At 71.1% G+C, this 19,227-nt stretch carries 19 protein-coding genes and 1 pseudogene; 8 read left to right on the top strand and 12 right to left on the bottom strand.

The genetic code is table 11. The annotated features are described in order from the left end of the window. Positions 1 to 226: 226 nt before the first annotated feature. Positions 227 to 710: pseudogene (locus OG494_RS48505) on the top strand (transposase); the annotation flags it as partial. Positions 711 to 753: 43 nt separating this feature from the next. Here OG494_RS48505 and OG494_RS38095 read toward each other — a convergent pair. Genes OG494_RS38095 through OG494_RS38080 form a run of 4 tightly spaced genes read right to left on the bottom strand, consistent with a single transcriptional unit; the run spans position 754 to position 2,520 of the window. Next, entirely contained in the window at positions 754 to 1,050 is a 297-nt protein-coding gene (locus OG494_RS38095) for a hypothetical protein (protein ID WP_328447099.1), read from the bottom strand. Beyond that, positions 1,047 to 1,409, bottom strand: coding sequence for an Asp23/Gls24 family envelope stress response protein (locus OG494_RS38090; RefSeq protein ID WP_328447097.1), 363 nt, complete (start codon positions 1,407 to 1,409; stop codon positions 1,047 to 1,049). The genes OG494_RS38095 and OG494_RS38090 overlap by 4 nt, the downstream gene beginning before the upstream one ends. Continuing rightward, positions 1,406 to 1,963 carry an Asp23/Gls24 family envelope stress response protein gene (locus tag OG494_RS38085; RefSeq protein ID WP_328447095.1) on the bottom strand — a complete coding sequence of 186 codons (558 nt, stop codon included), beginning with the start codon at positions 1,961 to 1,963 and terminating at the stop codon, positions 1,406 to 1,408. The genes OG494_RS38090 and OG494_RS38085 overlap by 4 nt, the downstream gene beginning before the upstream one ends. Continuing rightward, positions 1,954 to 2,520: an RNA polymerase sigma factor gene (locus tag OG494_RS38080; protein ID WP_328447093.1), complete on the bottom strand. Its 567-nt coding sequence runs from the start codon at positions 2,518 to 2,520 to the stop codon at positions 1,954 to 1,956. The genes OG494_RS38085 and OG494_RS38080 overlap by 10 nt, the downstream gene beginning before the upstream one ends. A 158-nt stretch (positions 2,521 to 2,678) precedes the next feature. Between OG494_RS38080 and OG494_RS38075 the strand changes: the two genes are divergently transcribed. After that, on the top strand, positions 2,679 to 2,867 hold the full coding sequence (locus tag OG494_RS38075; protein WP_247059337.1) for a CsbD family protein: 189 nt from the start codon (positions 2,679 to 2,681) through the stop codon (positions 2,865 to 2,867). A 76-nt stretch (positions 2,868 to 2,943) separates the two neighbouring features. Here OG494_RS38075 and pyrE read toward each other — a convergent pair whose 3' ends face one another. The 4 genes from pyrE to OG494_RS38055 form a co-directional block, all read right to left on the bottom strand. After that, a complete protein-coding gene (gene pyrE / locus OG494_RS38070) occupies positions 2,944 to 3,510 on the bottom strand; it encodes an orotate phosphoribosyltransferase (RefSeq protein WP_328447091.1) in 567 nt (188 codons plus the stop codon). A gap of 27 nt (positions 3,511 to 3,537) precedes the next feature. Then, the gene (locus OG494_RS38065; RefSeq protein WP_328447089.1) at positions 3,538 to 5,985 is read right to left on the bottom strand and encodes an ABC transporter permease; all 2,448 of its coding nucleotides are present in this window, start codon (positions 5,983 to 5,985) and stop codon (positions 3,538 to 3,540) included. Then, positions 5,985 to 6,746, bottom strand: a complete 762-nt coding sequence (locus OG494_RS38060) for an ABC transporter ATP-binding protein (RefSeq protein ID WP_328447087.1) — start codon at positions 6,744 to 6,746, stop codon at positions 5,985 to 5,987. Before OG494_RS38060 ends, OG494_RS38065 begins: the two co-directional genes overlap by 1 nt. Positions 6,747 to 6,821: 75 nt before the next feature. Beyond that, the gene (locus OG494_RS38055) at positions 6,822 to 7,727 is read right to left on the bottom strand and encodes an SDR family NAD(P)-dependent oxidoreductase (protein WP_442874333.1); all 906 of its coding nucleotides are present in this window, start codon (positions 7,725 to 7,727) and stop codon (positions 6,822 to 6,824) included. On the opposite strand from OG494_RS38055, the gene OG494_RS38050 reads away from it, so the two are divergent. Next, positions 7,726 to 8,424: a hypothetical protein gene (locus OG494_RS38050; RefSeq protein WP_328447084.1), complete on the top strand. Its 699-nt coding sequence runs from the start codon at positions 7,726 to 7,728 to the stop codon at positions 8,422 to 8,424. The genes OG494_RS38055 and OG494_RS38050 overlap by 2 nt on opposite strands. Here the strand turns inward: OG494_RS38050 and OG494_RS38045 are convergent. The 4 genes from OG494_RS38045 to OG494_RS38030 all read right to left on the bottom strand — a co-directional run bounded on the left by OG494_RS38045 (position 8,421) and on the right by OG494_RS38030 (position 14,026). Then, positions 8,421 to 9,182 (bottom strand): hypothetical protein, encoded by a 762-nt coding sequence (locus tag OG494_RS38045; protein WP_328447082.1) that lies wholly within the window; start codon positions 9,180 to 9,182, stop codon positions 8,421 to 8,423. The genes OG494_RS38050 and OG494_RS38045 overlap by 4 nt on opposite strands. 377 nt (positions 9,183 to 9,559) lie before the next feature. After that, a complete protein-coding gene (gene clpB / locus OG494_RS38040) occupies positions 9,560 to 12,157 on the bottom strand; it encodes an ATP-dependent chaperone ClpB (RefSeq protein WP_328447080.1) in 2,598 nt (865 codons plus the stop codon). Between the two features lie 96 nt (positions 12,158 to 12,253). Further along, positions 12,254 to 13,441 carry an MFS transporter gene (locus OG494_RS38035; RefSeq protein ID WP_328447078.1) on the bottom strand — a complete coding sequence of 396 codons (1,188 nt, stop codon included), beginning with the start codon at positions 13,439 to 13,441 and terminating at the stop codon, positions 12,254 to 12,256. 99 nt (positions 13,442 to 13,540) lie between these two features. Continuing rightward, positions 13,541 to 14,026 carry a MarR family winged helix-turn-helix transcriptional regulator gene (locus tag OG494_RS38030; RefSeq protein WP_328447077.1) on the bottom strand — a complete coding sequence of 162 codons (486 nt, stop codon included), beginning with the start codon at positions 14,024 to 14,026 and terminating at the stop codon, positions 13,541 to 13,543. Positions 14,027 to 14,346: 320 nt separating this feature from the next. On the opposite strand from OG494_RS38030, the gene OG494_RS38025 reads away from it, so the two are divergent. The 5 genes from OG494_RS38025 to OG494_RS38005 all read left to right on the top strand — a co-directional run bounded on the left by OG494_RS38025 (position 14,347) and on the right by OG494_RS38005 (position 19,212). Continuing rightward, complete coding sequence (locus tag OG494_RS38025; protein WP_328447076.1) at positions 14,347 to 15,522, top strand: globin domain-containing protein; 1,176 nt, start codon at positions 14,347 to 14,349, stop codon at positions 15,520 to 15,522. A 369-nt stretch (positions 15,523 to 15,891) separates the two neighbouring features. Next, positions 15,892 to 16,995, top strand: coding sequence for a globin domain-containing protein (locus OG494_RS38020; protein WP_328459147.1), 1,104 nt, complete (start codon positions 15,892 to 15,894; stop codon positions 16,993 to 16,995). A 65-nt stretch (positions 16,996 to 17,060) separates the two neighbouring features. After that, a complete protein-coding gene (locus OG494_RS38015; RefSeq protein WP_328447074.1) occupies positions 17,061 to 17,765 on the top strand; it encodes a dienelactone hydrolase family protein in 705 nt (234 codons plus the stop codon). A 146-nt stretch (positions 17,766 to 17,911) separates the two neighbouring features. Beyond that, on the top strand, positions 17,912 to 18,673 hold the full coding sequence (locus OG494_RS38010) for a lytic polysaccharide monooxygenase (protein ID WP_328447072.1): 762 nt from the start codon (positions 17,912 to 17,914) through the stop codon (positions 18,671 to 18,673). Further along, positions 18,670 to 19,212, top strand: coding sequence for a DUF305 domain-containing protein (locus OG494_RS38005; RefSeq protein WP_328447070.1), 543 nt, complete (start codon positions 18,670 to 18,672; stop codon positions 19,210 to 19,212). Before OG494_RS38010 ends, OG494_RS38005 begins: the two co-directional genes overlap by 4 nt. Positions 19,213 to 19,227 lie beyond the last annotated feature (15 nt).

Here is a 19,227-nt window from a genome sequence, read left to right as displayed (position 1 = left end):
GTCTCGGCTCTCGTCGACGGCGCCGGTCGTCCCGAACCGCGGTCTGTCACCCGGATCCGTGGCCTTCCGGCCGAGTTGTCCCCAGGGTGAGCCACATGTGGACAACTCGGCGGTTCTCGCTTCGGGAAACCGGTTCTGTCGGTGGGCGCCGATACGCTGGACAAGGGCACGCCCCCCTAGGGCCTGTCCTCGCATTAGGTGATGTGACCTGCTTTGAGCTTGAGTTGTGGTGCGCAGGCATGAGCTGACCGATGACCGGCGGGTGATCAACGGGATGTTGTGCAAGGCCAAGACCGGGGTGACCTGGCGGGACCTGCCGGAGCGGTACGGGCCGTGGAAGACGGTCCACAACCGGTTCTGGCACTGATCACGCACCAGCACCCCGTCCGTCCTGGTGACACAGGTCCGGGTGGTCGCCGACGCGACCCACCACCAAGATCCACCTCGCCTGCGACGGTCACAGACGGCCCTTGTCGATCGTGTCGACCGGCGGCAACGTCAACGACTGCACAATGCTCACCCAGGCCATGGCCGGGATCGAGTTCCGTCGGCAGGGTCCAGACCGTCCGCCGACCCGGCCGAGCCGAGTGCCGGCGGACAAGGGCCATTCCAGCCGGGCCATCCGCTCCTACCTACGCCGACGACACATCCCAGCGACCATTCCCCAACCCCGTTCCGGAAACGGCCGGCGGACGCTTGGATCGACGTTGCCGGGAACCCCGCCAGGAGCGCATGTGGGGGCAAATGCCGGTGTCAGGCGAAGGCCGCGCCGTCGAGGTCCGTGACCACCAGGCGCAGCCGGGCGTTCTCCCACTCCGTGCCCGCCAGCACCGGGCGCACCACTTCCGTCGCGCGGTCCAGCAACGGCGGGATCGGCAACCGCGACGCGATCAGGCGGATCTGCACCAGTTCCGGGGTCAGATCGACGGCCATGCCCTCCCAGTCAACCGGGAGCCACGTCGTCCCGGGGGAGACCGGGGTGGCCGGGCGGAGGCCGGGGACGCCCTTGATCGCGACGACGATCTTCTCGACCGCTTCGCCCGCGATCACCGGTTCGCCGTTTCGATGTCCATGATGGACACCGACACCTCGTCGACGACCAGGCCGGTCTGCGACGTCACGTACCGGCTCACCGCGCGCTGCACCGATCGGCCGACCGTCGCCGCCTGGTCGATGCCCGACGCGACCAGATCCACCTGGACGCTCAGCCGGCCGTCGACCGTGCGGACGCGGACGCCGTCGGCCGGGGCCGGGTCGAGGCCCTTCCAGCGCTGGCGGGCCGCTCGCGTCCACGCCGTCACCAGTCCGCGCAGGCCCGGCTCCAGGCGCACCACGCCCGGCGCGGTGATCGCCGCCCGGGCCGCCACGCTGGCGATCACCGGGTCGGCGATGACGTACTCCACACTCATTCCCCTGGCTCCCCGTAGACGTCATCCACCAGCAGGTCGAGTCTCGCCAGCGTCAGGCCCACCCGGGCCGCGGCCGCCGCGGTCACCCGCTCCCGCACCAGCGACAACGCTTCACCGCCCGTAACGTTCCGGAAACTCACCGCAAGGGTGAGTTCGACTTCGACGACGCCCGCGCCGTCGTCGCGGATCCGGCAGCGCCGCGCGCGGATGCCCTCGACGGTGTCCGCCGCGTACCGCAGCACCGCCGCCACCGCCTGCTCGCTGATCTCGACGAACCCGGGTTCCGGGGTCGGCAGCGGCACCATCTGCCCGCGCCGCACCTCGGCCCGGACGGCCGACATGATCCGGCCGAACAGGTCCGGCGGCGGCGCGTCCTGCTCGAGAACCAGTTCCGACGTCGCCTCGCGCAACGCGAGCAGGCTTTCGCGCGCGGCCCGGCAGTGCGGGCACGTCAGCTCGTGTTCGTCGGCCAGCCCGGCGCCGACCGCGTCGAGCCGCTCCCACACCTGCTCGACATCGCGTTCGCAGGGCAGTTCGTAGTCCGTCATCGCCATGGCTTCATCACCTCCGCCAGCTGTGCCCTGGCCCGCGCGATCCGGCCCCGCACCGCGGTGCCGTTCACGCCGACGATTTCGCCGATCTCCTCGTAGGACCGGCCGTGCACCTCACGCAGCAGCCAGCACGCCCGCTGTTCCGGGGTGAGCTGCGCCAAGGCCGTGTTCAACGCCGCGAGCTGGCCGCTCACCTGCGCCGCCCGCTCGGGCTGGAGGTCGCCGCGCGGCGACTCCGCTGTGTCCAGGTCGACGTCGGCCTGGGGCCGGCGCGCGCGGATGACGTTCAGGCAGCGGTTCGTCGTGGCCCGGTAGAGCCAGCCGACGAACGCGGCGTCCTCGCCGAGCTGGTCGAGCTTGCGCCAGGCGTTGAGGAACACCTCCTGGACGACGTCCTCGGCGTCCCCGCGGTTGGCGAGCATCTTCGCGGCGAGCCGGAACATCGGGCCCTGGTAGCGCAGCACGAGCTGTTCGTACGCCCGGACGTCGCCGTCCCGCGCGCGGCCCACCAGGGTCGCGTCGTCGAGCGGCGTGCCGGGTTCCGCGCTGGTCGTCGTCACGGCACCTCCTCGGAGAGAGGACACCTGAGCCCGGGAAACGTCACGCCCTGATTGTGGGTGACAGCCATCACTCGTGCGACTCCGTGACGATCGGCCGCCGCGGTGGTCCTTCCGGCAACAGGCGCCCGACCGGGGCGCCGAGGTGAGGGAGGTACACCATGTCGCTGGGCGACAAGATCAGCAACAAGGCCGAGGACCTGGGCGGCAAGGCCAAGGAGACCGCCGGGAACGTCACCGGCGACGAGCAGCTGAAGGCCGAGGGCCAGGGCGACCAGGCGAAGGCCGGTCTGAAGGACGCCGTCGAGCACGTCAAGGACGCGGCGAAGGACCTCTTCGGCAAGAAGTGAGCTGTCACCCAAGTCCGTGAAGGCCTCCTTGAGGGACTCTGAGTCCCTCAAGGAGGCCTTCACGGACTGACGGGGTTCAGCCCTTCAGGCCCAGGTCGTCCAGGCCGAGGATGTACCGGTACGGCAGGCCTTCCTTCTCGATGGCCTCACGCGCGCCGGTGTCGCGGTCAACCACCGTGACGACGCCGATGACGTCGGCGCCGGCTTCACGCAGCGCCTCGACGGCGGTGAGCACGCTGCCGCCGGTCGTGGAGGTGTCCTCGACGGCCAGCACGCGCTGCCCGCGGACCTCCATGCCCTCGATCCGCCGTTGCATCCCGTGCGCTTTCGTGTCCTTCCGGACGACGAACGCGTCGAGCACGACACCGTCGGTCGCCGCGGAGTGCAGCATCGCCAGCGCGACCGGGTCGGCGCCGAGCGTGAGCCCGCCGGCCGCCACGTAGTCCCAGTCCGCCGTCAGCTGCCGCAGCAGCTTGCCGATCAACGGCGCGGCCGCGTGGTGCAGCGTCGCCCGCCGGAGATCGATGTAGTAGTCGGCTTCCTTGCCGGACGCCAGGGTCACTTTTCCGTGCACCACGGAAAGATCGGTGACCAGCCTGGCCAGTTCGAGTTTCGCCGCTTGATCCAGAACGGGGTTCGCCACGGCCGTGAGTCTTACACACGACCGGGTTCACTCCCCGATGGATGTGGCGTCGACCGCACGCCCGCGCGTCGCCGCCCAGGCCGGGACCAAGATCGCCACCAGCGCAAGCACTACGGCGACGGCGAGCACCGTCAGGTAGATCGCGAGCGGCCCCGACGGCAGCACGGAACCGGTCACCACGAGGCAGAACGGGACGATCGCGCCGGCCGCCGTCGCCGTGCCGAGCAGGATCGCGATGGTCGCGATCAGCCCGCCTTCGACACTTGCCATCCGCAGCACCTGGCCGCGGGTGAACCCGCTCAGCCGCTGCAACCCGAACTCGCGGCGCCGCTTGCCGGTCGCCATCACCAGCGTGTTCACCACGGAGATCACGGTGTAGGCGATGATCATCCCGACGAGCAGGTAGTTGACCCAGGCACCGACCTCGTTGCCCTTCGCGTGCGCCGCGATCAGCGCGTCCCGATCGCCGACCTGGACCGGCAACCCGGCTGTCGCCTCGCGAAGGTGCGAAGTGAGCGTCGCCGGGTCGACGCCGGGAGCGGCCCGGACCAGCAGCTGCGGGGCGAGCCCGATCGTCGTGTGCGGCGCCAGCAACCCGGCGGGCAGGACGAGGTTCTCGAACCCGGCGCGCTGCCGCACGACGGCCCCCACCCGCACGTCCACCGGGGTGCCGTCACCGAGCCGCAGCGACAGCGTGTCGCCGACGTGGCGGCCGAGCGTGTCCGGCACGGTGACGGCGTTGCCGGTCAGCTCGCTGACACCGATGGCGGGCCAGCCGTCCTTGTCCTGGTTCGAGTCGAACGGCTTCTCGATGAACACCGTGCTCGTGACGTACTCCGACGCCGTGGCGACGCCCGGGACCGCCCGGACCCGGCTGACCACCGACGGGTCGAGCCCGATCGGCGAACCGACGACGGCGTCCGCGCGCAGGTCCTCGGTGTAGGCCTGGTTCGAGACGGCTTCCTGGGTGGTCTGCAGGTAGATGTTCGCGGTCGCGATGCCGACCGCGAGCATGATCGGGGTGACCGCGCCGGCCGTCCGGACCGCGACGACCCGGGTGTTGAGCATGGCGATCCGGCCGGTGACGCCGGTGATCGCCTGCACCGGCCAGCGCAGCAGCGTCGCCATCACCTTGGTGACGCCGGGGCTGATCGCCGCCAGGCCGAACGCCCACAGCATCACCGCCGGGCCGGACGTGCTGGCCGCGACCGGGCCGGTCATCACCGCGACCGTGACGATGGCCAGGGCCGTTCCGCCGCCGAAGCACAGGATCGCCGTGATCAGGCGGATCGGCGTCAGCCAGCGCCGCTCGACGGCGGCTTCGGCGAGCGCCTCGGTCGGGCGGACCTTCGACGCGCGCCGTCCCGCGACGAACGCGGCGCCGACGACCGCCAGCAGGGACGCGCCCGCGGCGACGGTCGCCGGGAGCCAGCCCTGCTCGAAACGCAGCACGTCGGGGACGACGTGGTTGGCCGCGAGCCGGTCGAACAGCCACCGTCCGAGCACCGGGCCGAGGGCGATCGCGGCCCCCACCGCGAGCAGCCCGACGACCAGTGCCTCGCCGAGGACCATCCGCCGCAGCTGACGCGGGGTGGTGCCGATCGCGCGCAGCAGCGCGAGTTCGCGCTGGCGCTGCTGGGTCGACAGCGAGAGCGTCCCGGCGACGACGAACACCATGACCGACGCCGACAGCCCGCCGGACACCGCGGACAGCACGATGAGGTTCTCGCCGCCCTTGTCGACCTCCGGGAACTCCAGCAGGCCCCGGTCGCTGCCGGTCAGGACCACACCGGCGTCGCCGACTGCCGACGTCACCGCGGCGACGTCACCGCCGAAGACCCCGATCGTGTCGAACCGGCCGGGGTGCCCGGCCAGGCGTTCGGCGTCCGAAGGCGCGAAGAACACGGCCGGGTCCCGCATCGGCTGTGGCGCGGTGGCGATGCCGGAGACGCGGTACTGGGCGACCTCGCCGTGCGCCGCGACGGGCAGCGTGGCGCCGACGGCGAGCCCCAGCCCGACGTCCGCCACGACTTCGCCGGGCTTCGGCGCCTGGCCCTGCAACGTGTACGGCGTCAGCACGGCCGAGTCCCAGGCGTGCCCGAGGGCGCTCGCGGAGCCGATCTGCGCCGCGAAGCTGACCTCGCCGACGACGTTCGTGACGCCGGGGACCGCGCGGATGCGGTCGGCCAGTGTGGCGTCCACGCGGACACGCTCGGCCAGGGTGCCGTTCTCGAACTTGTGCTTGTCGTCGGGGTCGAGGGTCGCCGGGTCGTCTTCCGGCAGCTTGAGCGTCTGCTGCCCGCCGACGACGATCGGCGCCCCGGCCAGCCGCTGCACCGGCGTCTCGGAGCGGATGCCCGACTCCATCAGGCCACCGCACGCCGAGACGATCAGCGCGCCGAAGAACACGGCGACGAACGTCGCCAGGAAAGCGCCCTTGCGCTGGCGCAGGGTGCGCAATGCGAGCTTGAACATCAGACCCGCACCTCCGACCGGTCCCAGGCGCCGAGGTGGGTCATCCGCTCGGCGACGGCCGCCGCGGTCGGCCGGGCCAGCCGCCCGGCGATCCGGCCGTCGGCCAGGAACACGACGTCGTCGGCGTAGGACGCGGCGACCGGGTCGTGCGTCACCATGATCACCGTCTGGCCCGACGCCCGGACGGACTCGCGCAGCAGGCCCAGGACGTCGGCGGCGGTGCGGGTGTCGAGCGCGCCGGTCGGCTCGTCGGCGAACAGCACGGCCGGGTCGGTGACCAGGGCGCGCGCGATCGCGACGCGCTGCTGCTGCCCGCCGGAGAGCTGCCCCGGCAGGTGCTTGCGGCGCCCGTCGAGCCCGACGTGCGTCAGGATCCGCTGGACGAGCCGCTTGTCCGCGCGCTTCCCGGCCAGCTGCAGCGGCAGGACGACGTTCTGCTCGACCGTCAGCGCCGGGAGCAGGTTGAACGCCTGGAACACGAAGCCGACGCGGTCGCGCCGCAGCTTGGTCAGGTAGGTCTCGCTCTTGCCGTCGAGGTCCTGCCCGTCGAGCACGACCCGGCCCGACGTCGGCCGGTCGAGGCCCGCCGCGCAGTGCAGGAACGTGCTCTTGCCCGAGCCCGACGGGCCCATCACGGCCGTGAAACCGCCGCGGGGGAAAGAGATCGAGACCCCGTCCAGCGCGACCACGCCTTCGCCGTACTCCTTGCGCACGGCTTCGAGCCGGACCGCGTCGGCTGCCTCGTGCCACCCAGTTGTCATGGGAACAACGCTAGGCAGGTAGCGCCCGGACCTCCCTGGTGCAGACGCGCGTTTCGAAGGTAGGGACAGCCCTACTCAGGTGCGGCCCTTGCCGCCGAAGCCGCCGCTGATCTTGCGCAGCACCGCGCGCGGCAGCAGGCCGCCGATCGCGACGACGGCCTTGTACTGCAGGCTCGGCACCGAGATCACCTTGCCGCGGCGCAGGTCGGCGAGCGCCTCGTTGACCACCTGTTCGACGCCCAGCCAGGCGATCTTCGGGCCCGGCTTGTCGATGCCGGCGCGCTCGTGGAACTCGGTCGCGGTGAACCCCGGGCAGAGGGCCATCATCCGGACGCCCTTCGGCAGCGACGCGGCGATGCCTTCGGTGAACGACGTGACCCAGTTCTTGCTCGCGGTGTAGGTCGAGCCGCGGCCGCTGAAGAAGCCCGCGACGCTGCTGACCTGGATGACGTCACCGCGGCCGCGCTCGACCATGCCGGGCAGCACCGCGCGGGTCAGCCGCAGGACCGCGGTGACGTTGACGTCGAGCTGGCGCTGGAGCGCGTCGGGCGAGACGGTCCAGAAGTCGCCGCCCAGGCCGAACCCGGCGTTGTTGACCAGCAGGTCGATCGGGCCGGCGGCCAGCCGCTCCTCGACGGCGGCGCGTCCGTCCACTTCGGACAGGTCGGCGGGCAGCACCTCGACGGCGACGCCGTACCGTTCCCGCAGTTCGGCGGCGTAGGCCTCCAGTCGCGCGGCGTCGCGGGCGACGAGCACCAGGTCGTACTTCTCGGCGGCGAGCGTGCGCGCGAACTGCGCGCCGATGCCCGCGGTGGCTCCGGTGATCACGGCGGTGCGACGTCCGGGGCTTCGCCCCGGGCCGGGGGCTCCGCCACCCGGACCCCCGGCAAAGAAGTTGGTGGTGGTCATGTGGGTGAACCATACCCGCTGGTCAGGGCCCGAGGTGCAGCCGTTTGGCGCCCGGGTTATCGTCCCCGGCATGGGTAAGCACAGCAGGCGCAAGAGCGGCTATCTGCCCAGGGTCGCCGCCGGCGCGGCGCCCGTCGCCCTCCTCTTCGCCGCCCCCGTCGCCGCGTTCGCCGCGCCGTCCGACCTGGCGCTGCCGATCGACCACCGGCACACCACCACGCTGAACAACGACGGTGACGCCCTCTCCGCGACCCGCCGCGACGTCGTCGGCAAGCGGCTCGGGGACGCCCGGCTCGTCTCCGACCGCACCGAGGCCATCGCCACGAGCGGCAACCGCGCGGGGGTCGCCGAGAGCGCTCACCAGGGCGTCTGGCTGGGCCACGGGATCGACGTCCTGAGCGAGCACGCCGAGCAGCTCGACACCGGGCTGTTCACCGGAGACCTCACGGGCGGGATCGCCGCCCGCCGCTCGTCCGGCCAGGCCGTCGACCTCGGCCAGCTGGGCGCGGTGGGCACGACGTCGGAGCAGCACGTCATCGGCAGCTTCCGGGGCGTGCTCGACGTCGGGCAGAGGCACGAGGTGGGCGGCGAGCTGGGTCCGGCGTCCGGCCTGGTCAAGACGTCGCAGAGCCTCACGTCGGGCTCGTTCGGCGGCGACTTCGGGGTCGACCACGTCGTCCACGTCCAGGGCAGCACGACGTCGGTGCGCGGCACGCTCGACCAGCACCCCTCGGTGTCGGTGAGCGTGCGGGACCGGCCGTTGCTCTAGTCCTTCGTCGGCTGGTCCGCGGGCGGCGGCTGCTGCGCCGGGATCCCGGCGGCCGGGGTGCCCGGCGCGGTGCCCACGGCGGGGATCGGCGCACTCGCCTGGTGGCGCCCGGCGTCGTAGTCCTCGTCGAACGGGTCGACGATGTCCGCGATCTCGCCGAGGTCCCGCAGCAGGCGCTCGAGCCGTGACGGGCCGGCGGTCGGGACGACGCTGGCGAGCACCCACTCGGCCTCGAGCCACGCCACGCCGACGTCGCCGCCGAGCTGGTCAGCGGCGTCGACGAGCTCCTGGGTGATCACCGCACGGGCGCCGTCGGCGTCGTCGGCGAAGGCGTAGCGGGAGCCGATCGGACCGAGCATCTCGGGCATGTCGGCGCGCTGGAAAGGCACGCTCGACAGCCACATCTCGATCGGGATCTTGTGCTTCTTGTTGCAGCGCACGGCGACGACGACCGCCGGGATCTGCCCCTCGGACTCGATGTCGAAGATGAACACGGGGCGGCGGCCGTCGGAGGTGAAGGTCGAGCCCGCGACGACGTTGACGGCGGCGTCCGCGCCGAAGTAACCGATCGCACCGTTGGACCACTGCTGCGGCAGCCGCTCGTCCTCTTCGACGAACTGCCAGCCGCGCAACTGTGCCCAGCGCATGCGCTCGCGGTTGCGCGAGCCCTCCTTCGCCCGGTCGGCAGCGAGCAGCCCCAGCCCCGCCACCAGGGCGACGGCCGCGATGACGAACCAGATCCACGCCGGAATACCCACGATCGCCAGGGTATCGCCTGCTACGCCGAAGAGATGAGCGACGGTACCCGTGTCGCCGCGCCCGTTCGGAGCATTTCTCGTCTGTTACGTCGACAAATCGCTTAATCTCGCGATTCGGCCAGGGCTGCAAGGCACGCGAAGAACGTGGCCCGGTCGGCCTTTCCGAGCGGTTGGACCAGGTGAGCGGTACGGCGGCGGCGTGCACCGGCCGCGTGCGGGCGGCTTCCGCACGTCCCGCGTCGGTGACGACGACCTCGACCCCGCGGCCGGCCACTGTGGACGAAAACGGGCCAACCGGCGCCGCCTGACAAAGGCGAGCGCCGGTTGGCCGGGTGAACAGTCGCGAGTGGCCGGCACCCGGCCGGCCACTCACGAGGTCAGACGCGGGTCACCGTCAGCGCGTTGCCCGCCTCGATGTCCGGGATGTCGACCCGGACCGTGTCGCCGTCGCGGACCTCGCCCGACAGCAGTTCCTTCGCCAGCTTGTCGCCGATCGCCGACTGGACCAGCCGCCGGAGCGGGCGGGCGCCGTAGATCGGGTCGAAGCCGTTGAGGGCGAGCCACTCGCGGGCGCCGTCGGTGACCTCCAGGTGCAGCCGGCGCTGGGCAAGCCGCGCGGCCAGCCGGGCCACCTGGATGTCCACAATGGACGTCAGCTGCTCGGTGCCGAGCGAGTGGAACACGACGATGTCGTCGAGCCGGTTGAGGAACTCCGGCTTGAACTGCCGCTGCACCACGTTCAGCACCGCGTCCCGCCGCTGGCGTTCGTCCAGCGAAGGATCGGCGATGGCCTGCGAACCGAGGTTCGAGGTCAGGATCAGGATGGTGTTCCGGAAGTCGACCGTCCTTCCCTGGCCGTCGGTCAGCCGCCCGTCGTCGAGGACCTGCAGCAGCACGTCGAAGACGTCCGGGTGGGCCTTCTCGACCTCGTCGAGCAGCACCACCGAGTACGGCCGGCGCCGGACGGCTTCGGTCAGCTGCCCGCCCTGGTCGTACCCGACGTAACCCGGCGGGGCGCCGACCAGGCGCGCCACCGAGTGCTTCTCGGCGTACTCGCTCATGTCGATCCGCTGGATCGCCCGCTCGTCGTCGAACAGGAACTCCGCCAGCGCCTTGGCCAGCTCGGTCTTGCCGACACCGGTCGGGCCGAGGAACAGGAACGACCCGGTCGGCCGGTCCGGGTCGGCGACGCCGGCCCGGGCGCGGCGCACCGCGTCCGCCACGACCTGCACGGCTTCGGCCTGCCCGATGACCCGCTGGCCCAGCTCCTCTTCCATCCGCAGCAGCTTGCCGGTCTCGCCTTCGAGCAGCCGGCCGGCCGGGATGCCGGTCCACGCGGCCACGACGTCCGCGACGTCGTCGGCCCCGACCTCTTCCTTGAGCATCACGTTCTGCTGGCTCGCCTCGTTCGCGGCCGTCGCGGCCTCGAACTCCTTCTCCAGCGCCGGGATCCGGCCGTAGCGCAGCTCGGCGGCCTTGCCCAGGTCACCGTCGCGCTCGGCGCGCTCGGACTCGCCGCGCAGCTGCTCCAGCTGCTCCTTGAGCTCGCGGACCTTCTCGATGGAGCCCTTCTCGTTCTGCCAGCGCGCGGTCAGCGCGGTCAGCGTCTCGCGCTTCTCGGCCAGTTCGGCGCGCAACGCGTTGAGCCGGTCCTTGGACGCGGCGTCGCTCTCCTTGGCGAGCGCCATCTCCTCGATCTCCAGGCGGCGCACGGCGCGTTCGACCTCGTCGATCTCCACCGGCCGCGAGTCGATCTCCATGCGCAGCTTGGACGCGGCCTCGTCGACCAGGTCGATGGCCTTGTCCGGCAGGAAGCGCGCGGTGATGTAGCGATCGGACAGCGTCGCCGCGGCGACCAGCGCGGCGTCCGTGATCCGGACGCCGTGGTGCACCTCGTAGCGCTCCTTCAGCCCGCGAAGGATCGCGATGGTGTCCTCGGGCGACGGCTCGCCGACCAGCACCTGCTGGAAGCGCCGCTCCAGGGCGGCGTCCTTCTCGATGTGCTGGCGGTACTCGTCGAGCGTGGTCGCGCCGACCATCCGCAGCTCACCGCGGGCGAGCATCGGCTTGATCATGTTGCCGGCGTCCATAGAAGACTCAGTGCCCGAGCTCCCCGCGCCGACGATGGTGTGCAGCTCGTCGATGAAGGTGACGACCTCACCCGCGGAGTCGGTGATCTCCTTGAGCACGGCCTTCAGCCGCTCTTCGAACTCGCCGCGGAACTTCGCGCCGGCCACCATCGACCCGAGGTCGAGGGCGATGACGCGCTTGCCGCGCAGCGACTCGGGGACGTCGCCGGCGATGATCCGCTGGGCCAGGCCTTCGACGATGGCCGTCTTGCCGACGCCGGGCTCGCCGATCAGGACCGGGTTGTTCTTGGTGCGCCGCGAGAGCACCTGCACGACCCGGCGGATCTCGGTGTCCCGGCCGATGACCGGGTCGAGTTCGCCGGCGCGGGCGCGCGCGGTGAGGTCGACGCCGTACTTCTCCAGCGCCTTGAACGTGCTCTCCGGGTCCGCGCTGGTGATCCGGGCGGAGCCGCGGACCTTGGCGAACGCCTCCCGCAGCGCGTCCGGGGTGGCGCCGTGCCGCTTGAGCAGGTCGGCCACCTGGCCGCCTTCGGTGGCGAGCCCGACCAGCAGGTGCTCGGTCGAGACGTACTCGTCGCCCAGCTCGGTCGCCAGCTTCTGGGCGTGCGTCAGCGACTTCACGGCGAAGGTGTCGAACTGCGGGCTCGACACGGTCGCGCCGGTCGCCGACGGCAGCGCCGCGGTGATCGGCTCGAGCTCCTTGTGCACCACCTCCGGGTCGGCCCCGACCGCGGTCAGCAGCGGCGCGGTCAGCCCCTCACCCTGCGCCAGCAGGGCGCCCAGCAGGTGGGCGGCCGCAACGTGCGGGTTGCCGGCCATGGTGGCCGCCTGCGCCGCGGACGAGATCGCCTGCTGGGTCTTCGTGGTCGGGTTGAAAGCGTCCATCCCTCACCTCATGCTCGATTACAAGAAAGTCCTGGTGACAGGCCTGGCCGAGACCCATCGTCTGATACAACGCACGAAGACTTGAGTCTGTTCCGCTCAACTTTGCCCGGGTGCGACCGCTTTCGCCGGAAGCCGGGGTGCGAGCGTCCCGAGCCCGGCGACGGCGAGGCCGGCGCACACCCCGACCAGCACCCAGGGTAACCAGTCGGCGACCGAGAACAAGGCCACCACGGCGGGCGCCAGGACCTGCGCCATGGTGAACGCGTACTGGTACGCAGCCAGATAACGCCCGCGGGCGTCCGGAGGTGCCGCGGCCTCGGCCAGCGCCCCCGATCGCGGCCCGAAGACCAGGTCGCCGGCGGCGAACACCAGCGTCGAGGCCAGCAGGTAGACCACCCGCCAGTCGTCGGGGACGAGCAGGACACCGAGGCTGACCAGGCACCAAGCGGCGAACAGCGCCGAGCCGGCCCGCATCGCGCCGATCCGGGTCAGCTTCGCCGTCAGCCGCAGCGCGAGCGTGCCGCCGACACTGGTCAGCACGGTGAGCAGGGCGAGGATCGCGCCCGGCAGCCAGGCCGGGCCGTGCAGCCGGTCGAGGACGAACACCGGCGTGCCGATCAGGAAGAAGTCCAGCGAGAGCCCGAAGAGGCCGCTGAACAGGATCAACGCGAGGTAGGGCCGGTTGCGCAGCACCCGCGCGGGCCGGTCGCAGTCCCGCTGGTGCGGCCGCGTCAGCCGGACGCAGAAGCCGAGGATGCCGGCGGCGACGACGAACGTGCCGACGTCCAGCAGGAGCGCGACCCGGTACCCGTCCGTGCCCCGCCAGGTCAGCAGGACCCCCGCCACCAGGCCGCCGAGGCCGAAACAGCCGGCCCGCACCATCCCCGCCTCGGCGAACGGCCGATCCTTCGGGACGTCGCCCGCGACGTCGGCGATGAGCACGAACAGGGAGCTGTAGAACAGCTGCTGCCCGGCGGCGAGCAGGACCGCGGCGAACACCACCGTCCCGGCGCCGTCGGCCAGGAGGTACGCGCCGGCCCCAGCGGCCTGCAGCAGCTGGGCGCAGATGACGACGACGCGCGGCCCGACGCGGTCCACGAGCCGGCCGGCCAGCGGCGGCACGACCAGGCCACCGACCGTACCGAGGGTGACCGCCGTGCCCGCGACGGCGAGCGGCACGCCGAGCGCCTGGGTCACGTAGACCAGGGCGAGCGGGAGAAAAAGACCTGAGCCGAAGTTGTCGATCCCCAACGCGCACAGCAGTGCGACCCGGCTACGCGTCACCCATCGACGTTAACTCTGCGCAGCACCGGGAAGTCAGGACCGAACGGAGACAATCGGTCACGCCGAATGCAACTGGCGGTGTGACCGATTGCCTGCCCGTCACTTGGTCGTGTCAGCGAGGCACGCGGCGCTGCCGAGCGCGCGGCGGAGGTCGGTGTTCATCTCCGCGAGCCGCCCGGTGAGGTCGGTGACGCGCGCGTCGTCCCAGCCGCCGAGGGCCTGCTCCATGAACTCGAGGTAGTTGGTCCGCCAGTGGGACAGCGCGTCGCGGCCCTTCTCGGAGACGCTCACCAGCGTCGCCCGGCCGTCCTCGGGCGCGGGACGGCGGTCGATCAGGCCGGCGGCGGAGAGCTGCGTGATCTGCCTGCTGACGACGGACAGGTCGACGAACCGGCGTTTCGCCAGCTCGGACGGCCGCGCCTCGCCGTTCTTCGCCAGGTCGGACAGCAGCATCGCGGCCGCGGGGTGCAGTCCCGGCTGGTCCTGCCAGGCCTGCATGACCCAGGCGTGCTGGAGCTGCGACGCCGTTTTGAGCTCGCGCATGAGCTCGACCCGGACGTCGTCCTCGGTGTCGTCGAAGCTCATCGGAACCCTCCCGGTACTGCCTGTTAGTTGTTCAATACAAGTTTATTGCCGGACACTTGCGCAGGGCAAGCATCGGACCGGTGAGGTCGCCCACGCCGTCACCGGGGCGAGTACACCCGGTCGGAGCAACAATGCGGGCAAAAGGGCGCCCGGCCGCTACCCTGCGGACGGGCCGCGCGCGACGCGTGCGCCGAGTGACAGAGGCGGAAGCGATGGACACAGGAGGCGGCTGTGCGCAGAACCGCCGTCACCCTGCCCGAGCCGGCGGTGGCTGATCGAGTGCCGCCCTCCCGCCGTCCCCGACCCGCGACCGCCGGCCCATGACCGCCGACTCGGTCAGCCCGCTCCCACGCTCCTCGACATCGCGCGAAGCGCCCGCGGCCGTCACCGCGATGGTGCAGCTCATCCGGGACAGCTGGGCGAAGTCCGAGCCGTACATCGCGGACATCTCCCAGTTCTTCTACGGGATGCTGTTCACCCTGGCCCCGACCACGCGCGACTTCTTCCCGATCAACATGGAGATCCAGCGCGGCCGGCTGGTGCGCGCGCTGGTGCACATCGTGCAGATGGTCGACCGGCCCGACGACCTGGCGCCGTTCCTGCGGCAGCTGGGGCGTGACCACCGGAAGTTCGGGGTGGTGCCCCGGCACTACGAGGCCGTCGGGACGGCACTGCTGGCGTCGCTGAAGAACCACCTCGGCCGGGAGTGGACGCCCCAGGTCGAACGGGCCTGGGCCGAGGCGTTCACCATCGCCGCGCGGGCCATGCAGGACGCCGCCGCGGCCGACCAGAACCCGCCGTCGTGGCACGCCACGGTGGTCGAGCACCGGCGGCTGACCTGGGACCTCGCCCTGGTGCGGCTCGTCCCGGACCAGCTGGTGCCCTACCACCCCGGCCAGTACATGAGCGTCGAAGTACCGCAGCGGCCGCGGCTGTGGCGCTACCTCTCGCCGGCGAACGCGCCGCGGGAGGACGGCGGCATCGAGTTCCACGTCCGCGCCGTCGACGGCGGCTGGGTCTCGCGCGCCATCGTCAGCCACACGCAGCCCGGCGACGTCTGGCGGCTCGGGCCGCCCCTGGGCCGGCTGACGGTCGACCGCGAGGCGGCCCGGAACGTGCTGATGATCGCCGGCGGCACCGGGATCGCGCCGCTGCGCTCGATCCTCGACCACCTCGCGCTGTGGGGCGAGAACCCCAAGGTGCGCCTCTTCTACGGCGGCGCGTCCCGCGAGGACCTCTACGACCTCGAAGAACTGCGCGCGCTGGCCTCCATCAACCCCTGGCTGAACGTGACGCCCGTAGTGGAACGCGGCGGCGACGTCCCCGGGTTCGAGCAGGGCACGCTCGCCGAGGCCGTTACGCGCTACGGCTCGTGGCCCGGGCACCACGTGCTCGTCTCCGGCTCGCCGGCGATGATCCGGGCGACCGTCTCGCGGATGCTCGTCGCGGGCAGCGCGCTCGACCAGATCCAGTACGACCCGTTCACGATCGACTAGCCGTCCGGCCTTGTCCGGTAATCGCGACGCATCTGTCCGGTGAATGAATCGGCCAAACTTCGGCAATTGTTACCGGTTTTCGTGAATCCATCCGGGTGATCGTTTTTACGCAGTGCCAGGCGGGGTTGACCGCGCGTGGCGAAATTGCTCCGTTCGAGGGGAACGCGCGAAATCACGCGCATCTGCACGGGAATGCGCCTACAGTCGGGAACCCTCGGGGGCGGTACCGCTACAGCTGTGCCGCGTGGACGGCGCCAAAAAGCCATGCACGACTGGAGAAAACCGTTCCCGATGACTGCTGAATCCGTGAAGATCCCCACCCTGCCCGCACCCGCCCCCGTTCCCGTTACGGCCGTGGAAGGCCGAGAGATGGCCCGGCTGATCCGGGAAAGTTTCGCCGTCGTCGAGCCGAAAGCCGACGAACTCGCGCAGTACTTCTACGGCGCGTTGTTCGTGGTCGCGCCCGATTGCCGTGACCTGTTCCCGATCTCCATGGCGACCCAGCGCAGCAGGCTGCTGCGCGCGCTGGTGTACGTCGTGCAGATGGTCGACCGGCCGGACGAGCTCGTCACGTTCCTCGGCCAGCTGGGCCGCGACCACCGCAAGTTCGCCGTCGTCGCGCGCCACTACGACGCCGTCGGCATCGCGCTGCTCGCGGCGCTGAAGCGGTTCCTCAAGGAGAAGTGGACACCCGAGGTGGAGTCCGCGTGGTCCAGGGCGTACAGCATCATCGCCAAGACCATGCGCGAGGCCGCCCAGGCCGAGACCGGGCCGGCGTCGTGGTCGGCGACCGTGATCGAACACAAGAAGTTCACCCGCGACGTCGCGCTGGTCAAGGTGCGGACCGAAGGCCTGCTGCCCTACCGCGCCGGCGGCTACGTCAGCGTGGAGGTGCCGCAACGGCCCCGGCTGTGGCGCTACCTCTCGCCGGCGAACGCACCGCGCGGCGACGGCGAGCTCACCTTCCACGTGCGGACCGTGCCGGGCGGCTGGGTCAGCGGCGCCATCGTCAACCACACCAAACCGGGCGACGTCTGGCGCCTCGGGCCGTCGATGGGCGCGTTGAACGTGCGGCCGAGCACCACGAAGAAACGGCTGCTGATGATCGCCGGCGGCACCGGGGTCACGCCGTTGCTCGCGATCCTCGACGACCTCCAGCGCTGGAAGCGGAACCCGCCGGTGCACCTGTTCTTCGGCGGCCGCAAACCCGAAGACCTCTACGTGCTGGAAGAACTGCGACGGCTGACCGCGACGTCGAAGTGGCTGACGGTAACCCCGGTTACCGAAGAAGGCGCGCTGTCCGGCGGCGACCGCGGCACGCTCGCCCACGCAGTGACCCAGCGCGGCGCGTGGAAGAACCACGACGTGCTCGTTTCCGGTTCCCCGCCGATGATCCAGGCGACCATTGCGAAACTGCTGACCAAGGGCGTCGACCTGGAACGAATATCGTACGACCCGTTCACCCTCGACTGACCGGTGTCCGGAATGGCGGAATCCGAGGCGCGCGCGAACTCCCGATCCTCGCTATCGTCGCCGATATGGAGATGACTATTCCGGTTTCGGGCGGCATCGGCGGTTACCTGGCGGAACCCGAGGGGCCGGGACCACACCCGGGCGTGGTGCTCATCCACGACGCGTTCGGGCTGAGCCAGGACACCCGGAACATCACCGACCGCTTCGCCGGCGAGGGCTTCCTCGCGCTCAGCCCCGACCTGTACTCGCGCGGCGGCATGCGCAAGTGCGTACGACGCGTGTTCTCGGACATGTTCGCGAACAAGGGCCGGGCGTTCGACGACATCGAGGCGTCCCGCGCGCTCCTGGCCGCGCGCCCGGACTGCAGCGGGCGGATCGGCATCGCCGGGTTCTGCATGGGCGGCGGCTTCGCGCTCGTCGCGGCGTCGCGCGGCTTCGAAGCGTCCGCGCCCTACTACGGCCAGCTGCCAAAGAACCTCTCCGTGCTGGACGACGCCTGCCCGATCGTCGCGAGCTTCGGCCAGAAGGACTTCGGCCTGCGCGGCGCGGCCGCGAAACTCGAGACGGCTCTCACCGAGCGTGAGATCCCGCACGACGTCAAGGAGTACCCGGGCGCCGGCCACGGGTTCGCCAACAAGGTCGACGTCGCGGCGCCGCTGAACCTGCTGCTCAAGGTCGTCGGCTTCACCTACCACCACGAAGCGTCCGAGGACGCGTGGCGCCGGGTGACGAGCTTCTTCGGCGAACACCTGGACCGACCTTCGCGCTGAGCCGAGCGGAGCAGCAAAACCGCCGAATGGCGGTAGTTCGTTGACCGTTGTGCCCGAATCGACTTATGGTCTAGACCACATCTCCCCCGGATGTGCTCGTTCGCCCTCCCTCCGGAACGACGTCGTTCCCCCTTCGAGGAGCCGAAATGACCTTGAAGCGCAAGCTGTTCGCGGCTGCCGCCGGTGCGATCCTCGCGCCGGTGCTGGTGGTCGTCCTGCCCGCTGCCTCCGCCAGCGCCCACGGCTACATCTCCGACCCACCCAGCAGGCAGGCCAACTGCGCGGCGGGGAAGGTGCCGAACTGCGGCCAGATCGTCTACGAACCCCAGAGCGTCGAAGGCCCGAAGGGCCTGCGCAGCTGCAACGCCGGGTTGTCCCAGTTCGCCGAGCTGACCGACGAGTCGAAGCCGTGGCCGGCCAAGTCCGTCGGCACCACGGTGACGTTCAACTGGGTGTTCACCGCCCGGCACGCCACCTCGAGCTACGACTACTACATCGGCAACACGCGCGTCGCGACGTTCGCCGGCAACAACCAGCAGCCACCGGCGACGCTGTCGCACACGGTGAACCTGGCCGGCTATTCAGGCCGGGTGAAGGTGCTGGCCATCTGGAACATCTCGGACACGGCCAACGCGTTCTACAGCTGCGTCGACCTCCAGATCGGTGGCGGCGGCACGACGACCCCGCCGCCCACCACCACGCCGCCCCCGACCACGACCCCGCCGCCCACCACGACCCCGCCCCCGACGACGACCCCGCCGGCCGGCGGAACGTGGACCGCGGGCAAGGCGTACAAGGCCGGTGACGTCGTGACCTACGGCGGCGTGAGCTACCGCTGTCTCCAGCCGCACACGGCGATCGCGGGCTGGGAGCCGCCGAACACCCCGGCCCTCTGGCAGCGCCAGTGAGGTTCCTGCTGGTCGCCGTCGCACTGCTGCTGGCCGGATGCGGCAGCGGCGCGACGGCGTCCGCCCCCTCCTACAACGCGGCCGACGTGATGTTCCTGCAGATGCTGATCCCCCAGAACCAGCAGGGCATCGAGATCGTCCGGCTCGTGCGGGACCGCGGCTCGCTGCCCGCGGACCTGAAGGTGCTGGCGGCGGCGATCGAGTCGACGCAGCAGACCGAGATCGACGACATGAAGAACTGGCTGCGCGACTGGCACCAGCCCGAGGCGATGGACATGAACCCGCAGGCCCACGCCGGCCACGGAGGCATGCAGATGACCGCCCCGGACCTGGTGGGCACGCTGAAGACCGCACCCGAGGCGGAGTTCGGCCGCAAGTTCCTGGACGTCCTGACCGGTCAGCAGCAGGGCGCCGTCGAGCTGGCCCAGACCGAGAACGGCACGAGTGGCGGCGTCAACGCCCAGGCCCGCGACCTGGCCCGCCGGGTCATCGAGTCGCGCAGCGCCGAGGTGAAGCAGCTGCTGAACTTCAAGCTCTGACGCGCCCGGGGCTTG

It is taken from the genome of Amycolatopsis sp. NBC_00438, from assembly GCF_036026695.1.
GTDB lineage: Bacteria > Actinomycetota > Actinomycetes > Mycobacteriales > Pseudonocardiaceae > Amycolatopsis.
This window is presented reverse-complemented; position numbering and strand designations above follow the sequence as displayed.